We start from the raw sequence: 17,953 nt of genomic DNA on the forward strand, positions 1-17,953 counted from the left end.
ACTAATATCTTGGCATTTTGCTTTGTTCAATAAGAAAATTCTCTACTCCAATTTCTTTCATTCTGTTATTTCTTTCAATCCATCGTTCTCTAAGCTTGCCCTGGAATTGCTTGTCGCAAGGGAATTCGTCACATTCAAAACAAAAATCAATGCTACGTTCCACACGACAGATTTTTGCCTGACAATCTAACGGGCATTTTACATTATCACTTCTGCAACCACCACAAGTCCCCTCTGCAAAATGGCTGAGAATCTTAATAAATTCAGGATATCCATTAAAAATAGGTGCGTTTTCTGCTTTCATCTTCGCTAGTCTTTCATACCCATTTAATAGCTCGGACAATTTTGAACTCAGATTCCTTATCTCGCCATTCTCGTAATCAGCACATCTTGAACAGTCTAATCCACATACAGATAATTTTTGAATGACTTCACTTTTCTCCATTTTAATGCCTCTCTTCACAAATACAGACCCAGCACTCCCGGCGGGGTCCTAGGAAAAACACTTTACCACTTCAAATAATTAGAGCACGTGATTGTTATATGTATAACTCCAAAAATAACGCACGGAATTAGGGCGACATAGTTTTTTACCCAAAGCCCAACAAATAAAAAATACAAAGGTGGCATGGCCGCAATTCCTATGATAAGTAGCCATGGAGACACTACTCCAGTATAGTAGAAAATCCATGCGATATAGTACCCCACCAAAAATAGAATTGCCAATCCAATATAAAGGTTACTGTTTCTCCCGCCACCTTTGTTTATCAGCAATATCAATAGAGCAACCGTCATGATTCCAAAGACCTGCTCAATAATATTCAATATTGGATAGGCAGAACTGTTCTTCGTAAGCACATTGTTAGCAGGCGGTGCGAGCAACCATATAATATTGGGAAGTAGTTGTAATGCGTAAAGTATAAGACCTATTAGGGAAAATCCAAAAACGTAATTTTTCATTATTTTTCACTCTCATGTTCCATAAATCTCGCCAACGCTCCCGGCGGTTATTGTCCGAAATACGATTGCACTAGCCATTCTTCTCTCAATATTCCATAGCTCACAGAATCGTAATACTGATTATCAACTATCCTTGCCTTCCTATAAACGGCTTCCTTTTTTAAGCCTAATTTCTCTGCCAGTTTCATCATTCTTTCGTTTCCGGACCAAGTTGACAATCCAAGTCTTACAAGTTTTGGATTGTCTGCAAAAACTTCATTAATCCACATCTTTAAAGCCTTATAACCAATTCCATTTCCCCAATATTCCTCATTAAAAATTACAATTCCAACTTCTTTCACCATCAATCACCGTTCAGAGGATATGGAATCAAAAGGAATGTTAAAGCATCATGAGGGATTATTGGTTCATATTCAATTCCTTAAATTTGACTAGATTACTGATTGTTGAAAATATAACCGAAAAAAATAGTAAACAAATAAATACGATACCTCCATAGACGATTTGATAGAATTGATATGGAAAATGGTCAAATAAGAAAATTGGGATTATAAGACCGTATGATAAAAAGGGTAAAATTTTATTAGTCAATGATATGGTAATAAATGCACTTAACCCCAATAACGCTGCCCCGATAAATAAGTATAATGGCGATATTAAAAGAATCCCTGCAAACTCTATACTATCTGGTTCGTACCATGAAAATATCTTGAATGGAGAAGTGTAAATAGTAAGTGACAACAATAAGACAAGTAACTCGCATATATTTAGAAATACGAAAATAACTTTTGATTTTATTTCCTTCACCACCTTAATGGTATTTACAAGTATTATGCAACCTACCAAATCTGCAATAGTCCTCTGAGAATAATCTTCTAATTAGACATTCCACATATTCCCTTTCTTTCCTCTATTATTAGGAAATTTACATGTCAAAAAACCGGAAACGCCCAAAACGCTCCGGTAAGTAAATATGTTTCGTCTTAGTCATCCAGTCAACCTTCACTCCACTGTCTTCGAAAGGGGCTCCCAATACTTTTATCGTGGTTGATATGCCATTTATGAGCTGTCAACTATCAGTCAGAGATACCCTTATAAACGGCGCACGCCTCATTCAGGAAACAGGTGCTCATGCAGTTAAAGTAGAAGGTGCTGATGAAGTGCTCTCCCATATCGAAGCACTTGTAAAAGCCGATATCCCTGTTGTGTCCCATCTTGGGCTAACACCGCAATCGGTAGGAGTTCTTGTTTAGAAAACAGAACCAGATAGACCTCGCTTCCTGCTTTGGAAGCTTCCACCGCGTCTGTAAGTCCGCGTACAGCGAGGTAAAAGCAACCGTTTTTAATAGCGCTTTCTAACTGTACATAATTTGACAGAATAGTTTATTCTATATAGTTTGGTTTGTTATTCTATAAGGTCCTTTCTAAAATTTCTGAAATATCCAAAGCTTTTAAGGCCTCTCCTACTTCACGCGAAGCTATTCCGTCGACTATCATGGTTAAACAGAAAGGACAAGCTGTACCGACATAATCTGTCTTAGCCGCGATTGCTTCGTCTGTGCGCATAACGTTAATACGTTCACCTTCATGTTCTTCAAGCCACATTCGACCACCGCCGGCACCACAACAGAAACTCTTTTCACCAGTGTGAGCCATTTCTTTTATCTCTAAGCCAACAATTTTAAGTAATTCACGCGGTTGATCATAGATCTGATTATATCGTCCTAAATAACAAGAATCATGATAGGTAATTGATTTTCCAGAAATATTGTTAAGCTTTAGTTTTCCCGCTTTTACAAGATCAAGCAAGAATGTAGAATGATGAAGGACTTCGAAATTCCCATCAAATTGAGGGTACTCATTTTTAAGAATATTGAAGCAGTGCGGACATTGAGTAATGATTTTCTTAACCCCATATCCTTTCATTACTTCTATGTTCTCAGATGCTAAAGTATAGAACAAATACTCATTTCCTAATTTACGAGCAGAGTCACCGCAACATTTTTCTTCGCTGCCTAAGATTGCAAAGTGTACACCTGCGGCTTGTAAAAGTTTCACTAAAGCAGCTGATACTTTTTGGTTACGAGCATCAAATGCACCTGAACATCCAGGCCAATATAAATATTCTGCAGTCGGATCTTCTTCAAATGTTTTTACACCCAAACCTGTTAAGTAGTCGGCACGTGTAGTCCAACCTATCCCCCAGGGGTTCCCGTTATTTTCCATATTCTTGAAAGCTAACTGAGCCTCAGCGGGGAATCGAGTCTCCATTAGAACTAAATTACGTCTCATATCAATCGTTTTATCAACATGTTCAACAAAAACTGGACATTGCTGTTCACAAGAACGGCATGTTGTACAGGACCATAAATCTTCTTCAGGGATAACTTCCCCTATCAGAGAACGTACCGGTAATTCAACTGTCTCTTCAGCTGCGGCAGTTTCAGCTTCCGCTGTTTGATTGGCCAAAGCTAATTTCTGTGAGGCTTTAACGGCTGTTCCGACTTCTTCCATTAAAACACGCATATCTTGAATGATCTTTTTGGGACTTAAGTGCTTTCCACTTAAATAAGCCGGACAGTTATCCTGACAACGTCCACAACGTAAACAAGCATCAGTATTAAACAGGGTTTTCCAGCTAAATTCGCGTAGTTGACTTTTCCCAAAGGTTTCAATACTTTCATCTTCAAAGTCTATTAGTTCAGGAATTCCGATTGGTCCTCTGTTACGGAAAAACATATTTAAAGGACCTAATATTACATGAAATAGCTTCGAATAAGGGAAATACGCTATGAAAGTCATTGCTAGGAGGAGATGGAACCACCATAAAAATCTATGCAATGAGAGTAACTGAGCTTGATTAAGTGATGCTTTAAGGGGAACAGATATCCATTGTCCCATAAATCCCCATCCGGCCCAAGGATCTGGTGTTGCTGCGATACGGGCTCCTTCAATGACAAAACCCGTGAGAAGTATTGTAAATATTAAACCTAATGTAATAGCATCATCCGTTTTATTATCTAAGCGATTAGGTCTTTGGATATAACGTCTATATACAGCAACAATTATACCAAGGATAGCCAGCAATCCAAAAAAATTAGCGGTTAGCTTTATAAAGAGGTAAAGCCATCCATGAAATATTTGTAAGCCAAAATCTGCTTGAAGTGTAATAGTTGCTGTTGCAAAAGCTAAAAATACAAATCCCCAAAAGATAGAAAAGTGCATAATGCCCGGATAAGAATCTTTAAGGATTCGCTTATGCCCGAATCCATATACAATAATGTCTTTTATGCCTTGCCATACATCTTTCCAGCGATTCTCAGGTTGACCTAATTTCCAAAGTGACAATCTTTTGCACACTCCGTAAACGAAGAAAATAAGTGCAATGATGAAGAATAAATAGAGCCAGTGCTCTCCTTCAATGTTCCAATACACTTGACGTGTGGCCATGCTCATCTCTCCTTATTTGTTCTGCGAAGCACCTGAACAGGCGCTTCGCAGAACAAAATTTATGTTTTAGTATTTTTTTATATTTGTCTTGCTTGAGGATTTAACTTCCTGTTGAGTTCAACTTTATCCTTATTAAATTGTAGTTCATTATGTGTTCAAACCCTTTAAAGTAATCCAGTTGCAGCATAGGAACACCTTTCAAGCACACTTGAATGGTTGTTTGCTTGATCTACATAGAATTTTGCCATATTCATTGCATCCTCTAAGGTATCAAAAATTAATAATGTATAACTAAATAGTACTTTATTGTTTACTCTATAAGCGATGTGAGGTATTTCACTCTTTTTGGCCAGGGCCATTAAGACGGGCTTTCGGCCAATTCTCATAAGGATGCTTAGAGCCTCTAGAGAGACACACTTGTTGGTCATAGAAATTGAAATTGCTTTTTGCATATTACACTTGTTTGAAATTGGTACAGTCGAAATTTTATTGCGTTGTTCGGCCCACTCATTCTCCATTTTATTATAAAGATCACAAACTCCTTCGACTGCTAGAGTATATTTGTCATTTAATGATTCGGGCCTGTTATTAAAATCTACGGGGGTAACACCAATTACAATATTCCTTTTTCCCATATTCTATCACTCCTCTTCATAAATTAACGTTATGGTAAAAACCACATTTTTTATTAAGCAAATATTTGTTTTATGCCTAATACAAAAAATTTCTCACAAAATAGCCCATTTTTAAGGGTTTTGTTAAATTAAAAAATTTTTTAATAATTCTTACAAGTTTTCGATACTTGGATTATACCACTTTGACATAATAAAATTCAATGGCATTTGGCGTTTTAGAAAGATTTCGATAAACTAATATTCAAATTTCTGTATTAGTTTTTTTTATGATCGAATCCCTGTTCATTTTTTAACTTGCCTTCTTTTACGGAAAGATAAATCTTCATTTCGAGAGTTCAATAAAGATTTTTGCCAGTAAATACGAGGGTAAATAGTTCTTTCAAGATGGTTACGCAAGGAATCCCTGATTCTTTGTAAAAATTACTTTGCTTAAGGAGCTTGGAAAATGAATTCTGGGTAAAGAACTTATCAATTCGAGAAGCCCTTGCTAATTCTCGAGTTGAGGTTAGGTAGGATCCTGAGTGGCTTCTTATTGCCACGAAATCCTTACCTCTTTACCATTCATATCAGAATAGTATAAATGAAAGAAACGCTGTATAGCTGGGTAATTTATACCCGCTATTACAGCGTTTCTTTCATTTGGTCTGAATTCACTTCAACATTAACTTGCACAATGCAGCGTGGCCTCATCGCAATTAGCTGTCTCTAGAATCTTTTTCGCCTTTTCTAATTCCTCAATAGTCCCATGTAAAATCACCAGAAACTTATCAGCCCTAAGTGAAGTTTCGTATTTTAGGATGCTGTCTTTTGGAATTCCCAAGCTGTATAACGCTGCCCCAAAAGCGCTTAGTCCACCCGCAAGAGCAGCACCTTCGAGTACACCAATGATCCAAGTCACCAGCGGACCGCCAACAACTATGGGACCGATCCCGGGAATAAAAAAGAACGCTGACCCAAAAAGAAATCCCCATAATCCGCCCCAGAATGCCCCTAGCTTTCCCCAGTATTTTACACGATCACCAGTATTATAATATCCTACTACATGCTCATCAGTATGATAGTCCTTGCCAATTACAGATAATTTCTTCATGTCAAATCCTGCTTGTTGGAGTTCCTTTATAGCATCCTCAGCCTCTTGGTGAGTGTTAAAAACGGAAACAACCGAATTCCCTTTTGACATAAGATCACAACCTTTCTTTTTTAGGCTCGCCTATATACCACATTCATTTAACGATTAGCACAGAACATTTAGCCTTATGGAGGACGTGCTGACTAACGCTGCCGATTAAGGAACCAGCAATCGCCCCGTAACCATGACTTCCCATAACAACTAAATCAATTTTCTCATTTTCAATTTCTTCTAAGATAACTTTTGCGGGTTTTTCAGCCTGTGATTTCTTTTTAATTACGCTAACATCACCAATATCAATTCCTTTAAATGTAGCCTCTAAAACAAGGTTTCCTTCTTGTTCAACCTGTTCTGGCGAAATTATATAACTATTAAAACTAGAGTCATACGCAATTGGCCTATGCATTACATATAATAATTCAATTTCCGCATTAAATTTCCGAGCAAACTCCAACGCAGTTTCTAATGCCCTTCGTGAATACTCTGAAGCATCAGTCGGAACTAATATTTTTTTCATCCTAACCACTCCTCTTTATTAGTCAAAATATTTAAGAATCAATATGATCCCCTGTTCTCGAATAATGTTATTGGGCAAGTAGGGTAACATCAAGTAGGATCATATCCTTTACTTTGCAATTAGTACCGAACATTTTGCCTTATGGATGACATATTGACTTACACTACCTAGTAAAGTTCCTGTGATCGCCCCGTATCCATGACTCCCCATAACTCTCATATGCATTATTACCAATTTGCCCAACTTATGGGGGGGTTCGTATTTGAGGAATCTATACTTTTACTCGACATGATTGCCTGAATTATTTTAGCCCATTTTTCAAATCCTGCTTTTTGGAGTTCTAGAATAGTATCCTCCACTTCTGGTTGAGTGTTAAAAACGAATATAACCGAATTATCCTTCGACATAATCACACAACCTTTCTTCCTACATGTAAACCCGCACTTGGAATAGTAAGCCTTTATCGACTTATGACGTTGCGTGCCGGTACTGAAAGATCACTAGTCCTTCCAGAGACCGTGAACTGTACAATATTCTCTAACCTCAACCACGTCATCCGCATTGACTAGAAAGAAGGTTTCCGGATCTTGACCTGGTACTAATTCAGCTCTGAGTACTTGATCTTTTGTCAATACTTCGATAAACCTAATATAATGCTTCTCCTCCATAGGATGAGGTGCACTGCCTACTTTAACTTTTATTCCACCCTTGACTGCCTCAATAATAGGAACATGTTTCTCTAGACTAGCGTCTTTACTTCCTGCTACAAGTTTTTCCATTGGTTTACCACAGCAGACCAAAGATGTTGCACCATTGTTAACAACTTCAACGACATTTCCACAAATAGTACAATGATAAAGTTCTCTTAGATTTGTCATTTGATATGCCTCCTCTTTTTCTTTTGATCTGATTATTAACGTCCAACTTAATTGCCTTCTTTACAAGTTACCGTATTAGCCGCAGGTTTTTTCCTTCGTCACTGAATCTGATCGGAAGATTGCATAACATGATTTACGGCAGGAGTAGCAGCAGTCGCATTTTGAGGCACTGGTTTCGATCCTGATTTTGGTAAAAAACCTATTCCTATGAGTAATGCTGACGATAAGGCAATAAAAATAAGTATTTCCTTTGTGTCCTTCATGATTACCTCCTCCGCTTATTATTAAATTTCTTACGTGTTTCCTTTACCGAGTGCCGTATTTGTTTTCGTTTATCTTAAGTAAATGGTAATAAAAAAAAATGCCATTAGTATGACATTTAAATAACATTTAAATAATATTCTTTATAAATGAAATAACCTCGAAACCCGATTTTGTGAAGGATTTAATTGTCCATTTATATGATATTTCATCAACAAAGGTCAAATGCAACTAATGAAATAGTTTTTGTACTTCCTTATAGATTCTTAAGCATTCTTCTTTTTCTCGCTTTTTAACTGCTTCTTCAAGTTCCGCGACCAAGTCATAAATTGGAGTTATACATAGATTTCCGGCAGTCCCTTTTTGCTTATGAGCCAAAATTTCTAAGTTTTCCAGATCATCATTTGCAAGATAATTTTCAACCTCCTGCAATATGTATGAGAGTTTTTTGGCATAATCTATAAATATTTCTTCAGCATCATCTCTTGAAATACCGGTGCGATCGATAAATCCTTCAATATAATTGGCGATAAAGTTAAAATGTTCTGAACCGCCCCTACTTTTCTCTATATAGGATTCTATTATTTGAAACAAGTCATCAAAATTGATAGGCTTGCCAATATAATCATCCATACCGGCCTGAATACACTTTTCTTTATCACCTTCCATAACATTAGCTGTCATAGCAATAATGGTAGTGTGTTTACTGCTGCCCTCCATCTCTCTTATTTTTGCTGTACACTTATATCCATCCATAACCGGCATCTGGCAATCCATGAGAACAATATCATAGTCTTTGTTCTTAACAGCTTGATAAGCTTCCAGGCCGTTTATCACGACATCACACGTAACGTCCCTCGTCTTAAGCATTGCTATGACAATTTTACGATTTATTTCATTGTCCTCAGCTAAAAGTATTTTAGGTTTCCTATTATCAAGACTTTCTTGAACGACATATTTGGTAACAATTGGTTCAGTATTTTCCTCGCTTTTGAAGCCTAAAACGATAGCAATACAATTAAGCAGGTCATCTCTTTTAATCGGCTTAATAAGATATCCCGCGAAGCCCAACTGCTCTGCCTCTTTGGCACCACCTCTTTGAGCTGCCGAGGTAAGCAGTATTAATTTAATATCCTTGGCAAAAGGAATGGCTTTCAAAGAAGTCGCCAGTTCAAAGCCGCTCATACCGGGCATTTGGTAGTCTATAAGCGCAATATCGATTTTATCTCTTGTACTTACTTTGGAAATGATTGTAGTGATTGCTTCGCCAGGATCTTTAGCTTCAAATACTTTGCAACCCATACCTCCCAGATAAGACACAGCAATTTTTCTATTACTGGGATTATCGTCGACGATAAGGATATTAACTCCCGCCAGCTCTTTAAAGACATAGCTATGGTCTGGGGCTCTCTTAGCTATCTTCAAACGCACGTTAAATTTGAAGGTAGAACCTTCTCCAAGTGTGCTTTCAAATTCAATATCCCCTCCCATTAGGGCTACTAATTCTTTAGAAATTGCAAGCCCAAGTCCCGCTCCTCCATACTTTCTTGTCGTTGAGGAATCAACTTGGTTAAAAGAATGGAACAATTTTTGAAAGTCTTCCTGACTAATTCCAATTCCAGTATCCTTAATCTCAAAGTTAAGTAAAGCAATTTCGTCCTCTTCCTCTATACAATCAACTGTAACAGAAATCTCGCCTCTTTCGGTAAACTTCACTGCGTTACCAATCAGATTATTTAAGACCTGTCTTAACCGTTGAGCATCACCAATAACCTCTTCCGGAACGTTAGCATTTATCATCGAATGAAGTTCTAGATTTTTCTCAAAAGCTTTATGCACATGGAGAGAAACAGCATCTTCAATAGCTGTTCTGGTTTTAAAGCGAGATTCTACCATCGTAAGCTTGCCCGCTTCGATCTTTGAAAAATCCAATATATCATTAATAACATATAATAATACCGCTGAAGCAGATTTCGCCTCACGTATATACTCTTTTTGTTCTGCAGACGGGTTGGACATATTCAGCAACTCAAGAAAACCCATAATGCCGTTCATTGGTGTTCTAATTTCATGGGACATATTCGCAAGAAACAGACTCTTGGAAATGTTTGCCGCTTCGGCTGCTTCTTTGGCATTGATTAATTCCACTTCACGTTTTTCTTTCTCTTTGTTTTGATTGGAGAGCTCTTTTATTGTCATTGCCAGGCGTTCTGTCATACTGTTAAATGACTCAGAGAACTCTCCTAAAAAAGCAACACGTTGGGAAAAATCTCCCGAAGAAATTGCTTTTGTTTGCCATACTAAGTGACGCAAAGATGCTTGCCAACTCTTTATCGCACCGGGAAAATATCCTTTTGACTTAACAGGATATGTCAGTTCTCCCTTACCAAGAGCTATAAAAACATTGCGAATCTCCAGTAAAGAAGCATATATTTCTCCAAAATCTTCGATGTTCGCTATTTCTTCCGGAGGTACTGAGGGAACTTCTTTATCTTCAATTAGGCTCTTTAAACATTTAATTAGCAGATTAATTTCTTTCAAGTTATCCATCTAAAGTGCCACCTATACTCTATTTTACCGCCTTTGCACTAAAACGACACGTTCTATCACCAGTACACCAACAATCCACTTCCTTGACTAGAAATGGTGCTTCCGAATAGCATTCAAGCAGTGAGGAAATAAAGCCCTCATCATATGTGCAAATCTCAAAATCCATTTCTGGCAACCCAGAACAATCTATGTCTTCAGAAACTGTCCAAACTAGTTCTCCATTTTCCAGATCTGTTTTTTCAACGCGCAATATCCCTATTCCCAGTTCCAGTAAAGCCAATTGTAATTGTCGAAGGAATTCATTAAAATCTTTTGTCGGAGTAAGCATGTGATTATAGAATTCTTTACCGGCCAGTTTACCGGCTTGATAAAATACCTCGTCGGTTTTTTCAGTACCTAGATATTGCTCCATAACATCTCGGCAAGAAAACTGCATGAGACGATAGGCCTCGACACTTGCGGTATTACCCAAATTAGGACGACCGTCTGCAATATCGCCAATATGATCCCACGAAAACGTATACTTTCGGTCTTGCCCCATATATATGCCCCTCCTTTCATTCTTACATACAAAAATGGCATAGCGAACCACCCCTGGCTAATTCGTCAGAGAGGTTTCACTCCCAGTTTGTATCCCACCCCATGTATCGTTTTAATATAATATTGATCAGAAACATCGGGCTCAATCTTTTCTCGAAGACGTTTTACCAGTGAGGTTACAACTGAAGTGCTTCCGTAATAGTCTATATCCCATATTTGATCAAGGAGCTGTTCTCTTGTAAAGACCTGTTCTGGGCGGTTAGCGAGAAGCCAGAGCAGGGCATATTCTTTGGGGGTTAGATCAACAACCTTGCCCTTAACCTCTGTAATTCTGCTGGTATTATTAATTGTCATGCCAGGAAGCTCAACAATATTTCGCTCGTTTTCCGGCTTACTGTGTTCATTAGCTCTGCGCAATACTGCTTTAATGCGTAACACAAGTTCTGTGCTATCAAACGGCTTTGTTATGTAGTCATCACAGCCCAAGATTAGTCCTGAAATCTTATCCTCATTATTTTCCCTTGCAGTTAAAATGATGATGGGCAGATTACTTTCTTTCCGTATGTTGCGGCAAACTTCAAAACCATCCATCCCAGGCATCATTATATCAAGCAGCAGTAGATCCGGCTTACAAATACGGCACTCATTTATTACTTCAGTACCTCTTTCAACAACTTTTACATTAAAACCCTCTCTAGTCAGCAAGATACTTAGGAACTTTCTGATACTATCATCATCTTCCGCCACTACTATTGTTTCGATGGTAAACAACCTCCTTTTCCCGGGATACCAAAAACTGCAGTAAAATAAAATTTACTCCCAATCCCCTTCGTACTTTCGACATATATCTTACCTTTCATCAATTCAACAAGTTTTTGGGAAATTGCCAGCCCTGCGCCTTCAGATTCCAACATATTGAAACTATCATCCTGACTGAAACTCTTTAACAGTCTGTCAAGCTTTTCCTCAGGTACTCCTGTACCAGTATCTGTAACTGAGAATTTCAATTGTATACTGATTTCATCTTGTTCTTCAATATCAACTTGTATTGTTACTTCACCGTTAGCGGTGAAGTTTACACTATTACTTATTAAGTTTGAAAGTACCTGTTTAAGTCTTGTTGCATCGCCAATAAGCTTTTTAGGAATACTCTTATCCAGACTATTTGGTCTTAGATGAATATTTTTTTGTTTTGCCGCAATGGTAAATATATCAACTACTTCATTAATTGTTTCACGAATATCAAATGGAACTTGCTCTATATTAACTTTGCCCGCTAGGATTTTTGAATAATCTAGAATATCATTTAACACTTTCAAAAGTAATTTTGTTGATGACTTGATGACTGTTAGATAATCCAGCTGTTCTTCTGTTAACTCGGTCATAAGTGTTAAATCTGCCATACCAATGATTCTAGTCATATATGTCCGAATTTCATGGCTCTTATAATCAATAAGATGGCTTTTTAACTTGCCGCTTTCAACTTCTTCCATTGCTTAATAGCTCCTTTGCGTTTTTTTGATTATTATTATATATAGCCAGATGTCACTTACAAAGGAATTCGATTATCTTAGAAACATAAATTGACTTCGTATAAATATTGTTGATCATATGCTGGATACGATTGAATTTTAAGATGATAATTTAATTTATTATTCTACATTTTAACCTCTATTTCCTTCTCTGATATATACAGGAAAAACTATAGAAGGTCAGACCATCCAAAAGACGGCCTGACCTTCTATAGTTTTATTTACCCATTACCAATTCTATGTATCTATTACCAATTATAAATTTTAACTTCTCACAACGCTATTAACATACACCCTTGAGAACTTAATGACTCACCGCCATATTTATATCAGTGTAAATATCAACATTTTCTTCAAAGAGATTAAGAACATCCTGCCAATTAACAAAATTCCACCATGCTCCAATCCAGCTTGCTCGCTTGTCTTGATAATTGAGATCATTTACAGGATTCCAAGCATCAAAGACTAAAAGTGGAATAACTCCCCACTGGGTAAGATCCTGATGTTTTTCCGCTTGGATAATTTCTAATTCTTTAAAACATGGACTCCAAACTAATAATGTCCAACTAGATTCCTCAACAGATGCGGCAGTATCAGTAAACGTTTTCTTGAAATCATCAAAAGAGCCAAAATCATTAGTAATTTGCTCTGCTAATATTCCCTGCACCGGCCCACTGCCGCCAGGACATAAATCCTGCAAAAAAATGCTGTGCAGTTGGGACTTTCTGCTATGTAAACCTTGGCAAGGTTTTAATTTAGCCTTGTTGTAATAATGTTCTGATAGATTATAAGGATATAGCCATTCTGGTAATCGACTTGTCATTTTGATCTCCTCCTAGTTATTTATAAATCTTAACCCAAATGTCTTCCTTCAATAGAAGGTTAACTGAAAAGAATGCCATTATTATGACATTTTTCTACTATTTGAGTGATTTCATAATTATATTTTAAAAGTGAATGATATATAGCTTTCGCTCAGCTTTTAGTAAATGATAACAAAAAAAAATGCCATTATTATGACATTTTTCTCATAAATAAAGTCATCACACCCTGCCTCTCATGGATTTTCTTTGAATCACATAATGTACTGCAGTTCATCAATTATTTTGAACATTTCTTCAAAGTCGATAGGTTTGCTAATATAATCATCCATACCGGCTTCAAGACATTTTTCTTTGTCACCCAGCATAGCATTTGCCGTCATAGCGATAATTTTTGTATGCTTGCTGCCTTCGGCTTCTCTGATCTTCTTTGTGGCTTCATACCCATCCATAACAGGCATCTGACAATCCATAAAAACTATATCGTAGTCTTTTTTTAGCATTACTTCATAGGCTTCTTGTCCATCCATGGCAACATCACAGGTCATGCCGCGAGATTTAAGTGTTGCTAAAACGACTTTTCGATTCACTTCGTTGTCTTCAACGAGTAATATTTTAGGTTTGAGTACACTCTGATTTTCATTGTGAGTATATTTTGTGACAATTTGCTGGCTATTCTCTGGATCTTTTTCCAAACCTAATACGATTGACATACAATTAAGTAACTCATCTCTTCTAACCGGTTTCGTAAGATACCCTGAAAAACCTTGTTCTCTCGCCCTACCAGCATCACCCATTTGGGCAGCAGAGGTTAATAATATTAATCTCAAATCCTTTGTAGCGGGAATCATGTTTAAAGCTGTGGCCAAATCAAAACCATTTATTCCAGGCATATGATAATCTACCAGAACAAGCTGTATCTTGTTGTTTTCTGAATAGGCATTATTTATGATGGCAGATAGTGCTTCATCACTGGATTTGGCTTCCATTACTTTACATCCTGCATTTTCAAGATATGATCTAACTATTTTGCGATTGTTATCATTATCGTCCACAATAAAAACATTGACATTATTTAAGCTGACATACTTATCGCAAACAGTTTTCTTATTAAGAATTTCAAATTTTGCCGTAAAGTAAAATTTAGAGCCCTGGCCTGGCACACTATCCAGACCGATGGTTCCCTTCATTATCGTTACTAGTTCTTTAGTTATAGCAAGGCCCAGTCCTGTTCCTCCATATTTCCTCGTTGTTGATGCATCAGCTTGGGCGAAGGGTTGGAAAATCCTCTTAGCGTCCTCTTTTTGGATACCAATCCCAGTATCCCTAACCTCAAATCTAATCGTTGCAAAACCATTTTTTTCTTCAACTGTTTCAGCGACAATCGATACGTCCCCATTTTCGGTAAACTTCAAAGCATTAGAGATAAGATTACTTAATATTTGTTTAAGTCTTGAAGGATCGCCGCTCACTTCATCCGGTACGTTTGCTTTTATTTGCGTGTATAGTTCGAGATGTTTTTCATAAGCAGTTGGCACAAACAACGACATTGCATCCTCTATAGTAGTTCTTAGATTAAAGTTCAAGGTTTCCAAAGTAAGTTTTCCAGACTCTATTTTGGATAAATCCAAAATATCATTAATAAGGCGCAGCAATGTTTCGGAAGAAGATCTTACCTCTTGAATATATTCCCGTTGCACCTGCGACAGCTGGGAATGATTTAATAATTCCAGAAATCCAAAAATGCCGTTCATAGGTGTTCTGATTTCATGGCTCATATTGGCCAGGAATTGACTCTTGGCTTGGTTTGCTGCTTCGGCAGCTCTTTTTGACGCTTGTAATTCTAAGGCTGTTCTTTGATGGTCTGAAATTTCTTCCTCAAGTGTTGCATTAGTTTCTTCTAATTCAGCATTCATTTCTTCCAATTCATAGTTCATTCGCTTTATTGCCGCTTCAGCTTTTTTACGTTCGTCTTCCGCTTTCTTCTTTTCCGAAATGTCATTACTCATAAGAAGATAACCAATGGGATTCCCTGCAGAGTCGTTACGGCGTGTGACAACAACGCTTGCAATAAAACGCGAGCCATCTTTGCGGAGGCGCTGGAACTCACCTTCGGCTAAGCCATGCTCATAGGCCAACTTCAACATTTTAGCTATTTCACCCGACTGGAGGTCTTCGGGTGTATGGAGGATGCTTGAGTCTTGGCCGATAATCTGTTCTGCTGTATAGCCGTAACTTCGCACCGCTCCCTCGTTCCAGGAGAGTATCCGGCCATTTAAATCTTTACCGATGATAGAATACTTCGTTGAACTTTCTAAAATATTATTAAGGTATTCCTTGGTCTCCGAGAGTTCATGCAAGGTTTCTTGTAATTCTAATGTTGTTTTTCGATGCTCATGAATTTCTTCTTCCAAAGTAGCATTTGTCTCTTCCAGAAGCATGTTTGTTTCTAAAAGTTGTTTATTAAGCTTTTTAATGTTATCCTCTGCCTGCTTTAGATGAGTGATATCACGCGCTGTTACTACTGATCCAACGATGACGCCATTCTCATCTTTTATCGGACCAAAGCTATAGCTGCCGATCCAAGTCTCCCCGGTATCTCTCCTCCGCAGTGTATATTCGGCATTGCTGATTGATTCACCCCGCAACGCTCTCGGTACAGCCCCTCCCTCTAAAGGCTCCGGCTGGCCGTCTGCTGTAAAAACATCGAGTATATCCGGGTACTCGCTCAGAGTCTTCAAGCATTCACCTTTGTTCCTGAACTTATGGAAGGTAGCGAAGGCATCGTTGAAATTGATGAAATTGCCCTCTGCATCAGATATGAAGACGGCATCTGTCATGCTTGCAAGAGCTGACTCCAGTTTGGCTTGGCTTTCCCGCTCCTGTTTGACTTGTTCTGTGATATCTCTGATGCAAAGAATAGCTTCTTTAACCATACCATCATTTCCTATGATAGGGCTTCCATTTATGCTCGCATAAATCTTTTTGTCAGGCCGGACAATTGTTAAGATATAATTATCAAAACTACCTTTATTGATTATCCTAAAAGCCGGTAAATCAGTCTTTGGAATTTCTTCACCATCAATACCATAATAGTACTTGTTATTTTTTAAGGAATCCCCGGCATTTAATTTTGATTCAGGACAATAAAAGAAATCTTTCGCAGACTGGTTCAAGAAGGTTATTTTCAATTCATTATCAACAATCTCCAAGCCATCAGACATACTTTTAATAATTGCTTCCAACCGCTCTTTTTGTTGCTTTTTTTCCGTCTCGCTTTTCCTAAGCGCTTCTTCAGCTTTTTTATGTTCGATAATATCAATTCCCAGAACGGTAATTCCTTCCGCCGACGGAAATGCAGCCATTCTATAATACGCATCAGTATATTTCCCGCTCACTTCGAACCTTGTTATCGCCCTTGTGTTCATTGCCGCCCGAAAGTTCTTTTCAAATAGTGTTCCTTTATATTTCGGTAAAACATCCCAAATGTTACTTCCGATTAAATCTTTAGGTTCCTTACCTATTCTAGAGGTAAATTGATGGTTGGCAAAAACAAAATTAAAATCAAAGTCAAGAACATAAACATCATCTCGTATACTGCTCAAAATATCATTAATCTTCTTATTTTGAAATTCAATAATCTTTACCTGCTCTTCAATTCGAGTCTTATTTACTACTCTTTCTGTTACTTCCGTGCAAGTTTGAAAGATATATTTAAGCTTTTTACCTAAAAATATTGGAACTACGGAACCATCCCAATAAGTAATTCCTCTTTCATAGTGGTCATATTTTAATTCATTATAATATCTAGGTATACCGGTTTTTAGGATTGATAAAAATAACTCTTCAGAATTACTACCTTCAAATCCAGGCATACTTTCCCACAACGACAAACCTATACATTTTTCCATTGTATTGCAGGATTGATCCATGAAATCAAGATATTTGCGATTTGCTTTTAGCAAAATTAAATCCGGTACACTGTAAATGGAACAACCTACGTTATTATCTTTGAATAATTGTTCTTCAAAAATGAGTTTATCATCAAGCCTGGAATTTTGCTTTTCGACAACAGTATAAACGAAATTTTCCGAATCCTGATCCTGTAAAACAGATATTATAACTTCTCTTACTTCTAAGGATTTTGTGAATATGTAACACTCTAAATTATTTTTCGTGTCAATTTGTTCAAACGTCTTTTGTGATAATCTTAAGAGCTTCGTAAATACTTCAGAAATATTCTTATTTTCAAGTTCATCTTTTAAATATCCTGTTAACTCAAGAAAGCCATTACCTATGTGAGTCACCCTGGAGGCAGAGGATATTATGTACGAATTATCTTTAGAATCAATGTTATTTACTTCAGTTAACAATTTGAATTCCCCTCTCTCCAAAACGACTTAGATTAATTAGTCAAGGACATTAATAAATGACCAAATCCTTGGAGTTCTGTAACTCTTTTATAAATATTGGATGTTATATGGTAATTTCTTTGATCTATAACGGGATAATTTTATTTAATTTTTAATATTAAATTATTATAACATTACTTACTCAACTTAGCACCCCAGTTGGGCGAATAAAACTTTGATATAAGTAGGCAATTCCATGATCAGTTGTGTAGTTGACTAAGCGATTTCTAGATTCTAATTTTTAAAAGCTAAAATGAACAAAAATAAA

The 17,953-nt window shown here is 37.2% G+C and carries 15 protein-coding genes and 2 pseudogenes; 1 reads left to right on the top strand and 16 read right to left on the bottom strand.

The window, feature by feature from the left end:
* Nucleotide 1: 1 nt before the first annotated feature.
* From VZF35_RS05095 to VZF35_RS05105, 3 genes are all read right to left on the bottom strand, one after another.
* The gene (locus VZF35_RS05095) at nt 2–445 is read right to left on the bottom strand and encodes a DUF3795 domain-containing protein (RefSeq protein ID WP_407311593.1); all 444 of its coding nucleotides are present in this window, start codon (nt 443–445) and stop codon (nt 2–4) included.
* Between the two features lie 62 nt (nt 446–507).
* Complete coding sequence (locus tag VZF35_RS05100; RefSeq protein ID WP_407311595.1) at nt 508–960, bottom strand: hypothetical protein; 453 nt, start codon at nt 958–960, stop codon at nt 508–510.
* Nucleotides 961–1,007: 47 nt separating this feature from the next.
* Nucleotides 1,008–1,304: a GNAT family N-acetyltransferase gene (locus tag VZF35_RS05105; protein WP_407311597.1), complete on the bottom strand. Its 297-nt coding sequence runs from the start codon at nt 1,302–1,304 to the stop codon at nt 1,008–1,010.
* Between the two features lie 669 nt (nt 1,305–1,973).
* On the opposite strand from VZF35_RS05105, the pseudogene VZF35_RS05110 reads away from it, so the two are divergent.
* Nucleotides 1,974–2,207 (top strand): annotated as a pseudogene (locus VZF35_RS05110) (3-methyl-2-oxobutanoate hydroxymethyltransferase); the annotation flags it as partial.
* A gap of 163 nt (nt 2,208–2,370) precedes the next feature.
* Here VZF35_RS05110 and VZF35_RS05115 read toward each other — a convergent pair.
* From VZF35_RS05115 to VZF35_RS05175, 13 genes and pseudogenes are all read right to left on the bottom strand, one after another.
* On the bottom strand, nt 2,371–4,410 hold the full coding sequence (locus VZF35_RS05115) for a heterodisulfide reductase-related iron-sulfur binding cluster (protein WP_407311599.1): 2,040 nt from the start codon (nt 4,408–4,410) through the stop codon (nt 2,371–2,373).
* Nucleotides 4,411–4,574: 164 nt separating this feature from the next.
* Nucleotides 4,575–5,045 carry a hypothetical protein gene (locus VZF35_RS05120; RefSeq protein WP_407311601.1) on the bottom strand — a complete coding sequence of 157 codons (471 nt, stop codon included), beginning with the start codon at nt 5,043–5,045 and terminating at the stop codon, nt 4,575–4,577.
* A 661-nt stretch (nt 5,046–5,706) separates the two neighbouring features.
* Nucleotides 5,707–6,225 carry a general stress protein gene (locus tag VZF35_RS05125; RefSeq protein WP_407311603.1) on the bottom strand — a complete coding sequence of 173 codons (519 nt, stop codon included), beginning with the start codon at nt 6,223–6,225 and terminating at the stop codon, nt 5,707–5,709.
* Between the two features lie 43 nt (nt 6,226–6,268).
* Nucleotides 6,269–6,691: a universal stress protein gene (locus VZF35_RS05130; protein WP_407311606.1), complete on the bottom strand. Its 423-nt coding sequence runs from the start codon at nt 6,689–6,691 to the stop codon at nt 6,269–6,271.
* A 108-nt stretch (nt 6,692–6,799) separates the two neighbouring features.
* Nucleotides 6,800–6,904 (bottom strand): annotated as a pseudogene (locus VZF35_RS05135) (universal stress protein); the annotation flags it as partial.
* 287 nt (nt 6,905–7,191) lie between these two features.
* A complete protein-coding gene (locus VZF35_RS05140) occupies nt 7,192–7,569 on the bottom strand; it encodes a desulfoferrodoxin (RefSeq protein ID WP_407311608.1) in 378 nt (125 codons plus the stop codon).
* A 98-nt stretch (nt 7,570–7,667) separates the two neighbouring features.
* On the bottom strand, nt 7,668–7,832 hold the full coding sequence (locus VZF35_RS05145) for a hypothetical protein (RefSeq protein WP_407311609.1): 165 nt from the start codon (nt 7,830–7,832) through the stop codon (nt 7,668–7,670).
* A 229-nt stretch (nt 7,833–8,061) separates the two neighbouring features.
* Complete coding sequence (locus VZF35_RS05150; RefSeq protein WP_407311611.1) at nt 8,062–10,371, bottom strand: response regulator; 2,310 nt, start codon at nt 10,369–10,371, stop codon at nt 8,062–8,064.
* 28 nt (nt 10,372–10,399) lie between these two features.
* The gene (locus VZF35_RS05155) at nt 10,400–10,921 is read right to left on the bottom strand and encodes a V4R domain-containing protein (RefSeq protein ID WP_407311613.1); all 522 of its coding nucleotides are present in this window, start codon (nt 10,919–10,921) and stop codon (nt 10,400–10,402) included.
* A gap of 65 nt (nt 10,922–10,986) precedes the next feature.
* The gene (locus VZF35_RS05160) at nt 10,987–11,691 is read right to left on the bottom strand and encodes a response regulator transcription factor (RefSeq protein WP_407311615.1); all 705 of its coding nucleotides are present in this window, start codon (nt 11,689–11,691) and stop codon (nt 10,987–10,989) included.
* Complete coding sequence (locus VZF35_RS05165) at nt 11,670–12,413, bottom strand: sensor histidine kinase (RefSeq protein ID WP_407311617.1); 744 nt, start codon at nt 12,411–12,413, stop codon at nt 11,670–11,672. The genes VZF35_RS05160 and VZF35_RS05165 overlap by 22 nt, the downstream gene beginning before the upstream one ends.
* A 343-nt stretch (nt 12,414–12,756) precedes the next feature.
* Complete coding sequence (locus tag VZF35_RS05170; RefSeq protein ID WP_407311619.1) at nt 12,757–13,275, bottom strand: Fe-Mn family superoxide dismutase; 519 nt, start codon at nt 13,273–13,275, stop codon at nt 12,757–12,759.
* A gap of 252 nt (nt 13,276–13,527) precedes the next feature.
* A complete protein-coding gene (locus tag VZF35_RS05175) occupies nt 13,528–17,646 on the bottom strand; it encodes a response regulator (RefSeq protein ID WP_407311621.1) in 4,119 nt (1,372 codons plus the stop codon).
* Between the last annotated feature and the right edge of the window lie 307 nt (nt 17,647–17,953).

It is taken from the genome of Desulfosporosinus paludis, assembly GCF_045689965.1.
In the GTDB taxonomy this organism is placed as follows: Bacteria; Bacillota; Desulfitobacteriia; order Desulfitobacteriales; family Desulfitobacteriaceae; genus Desulfosporosinus; species Desulfosporosinus paludis.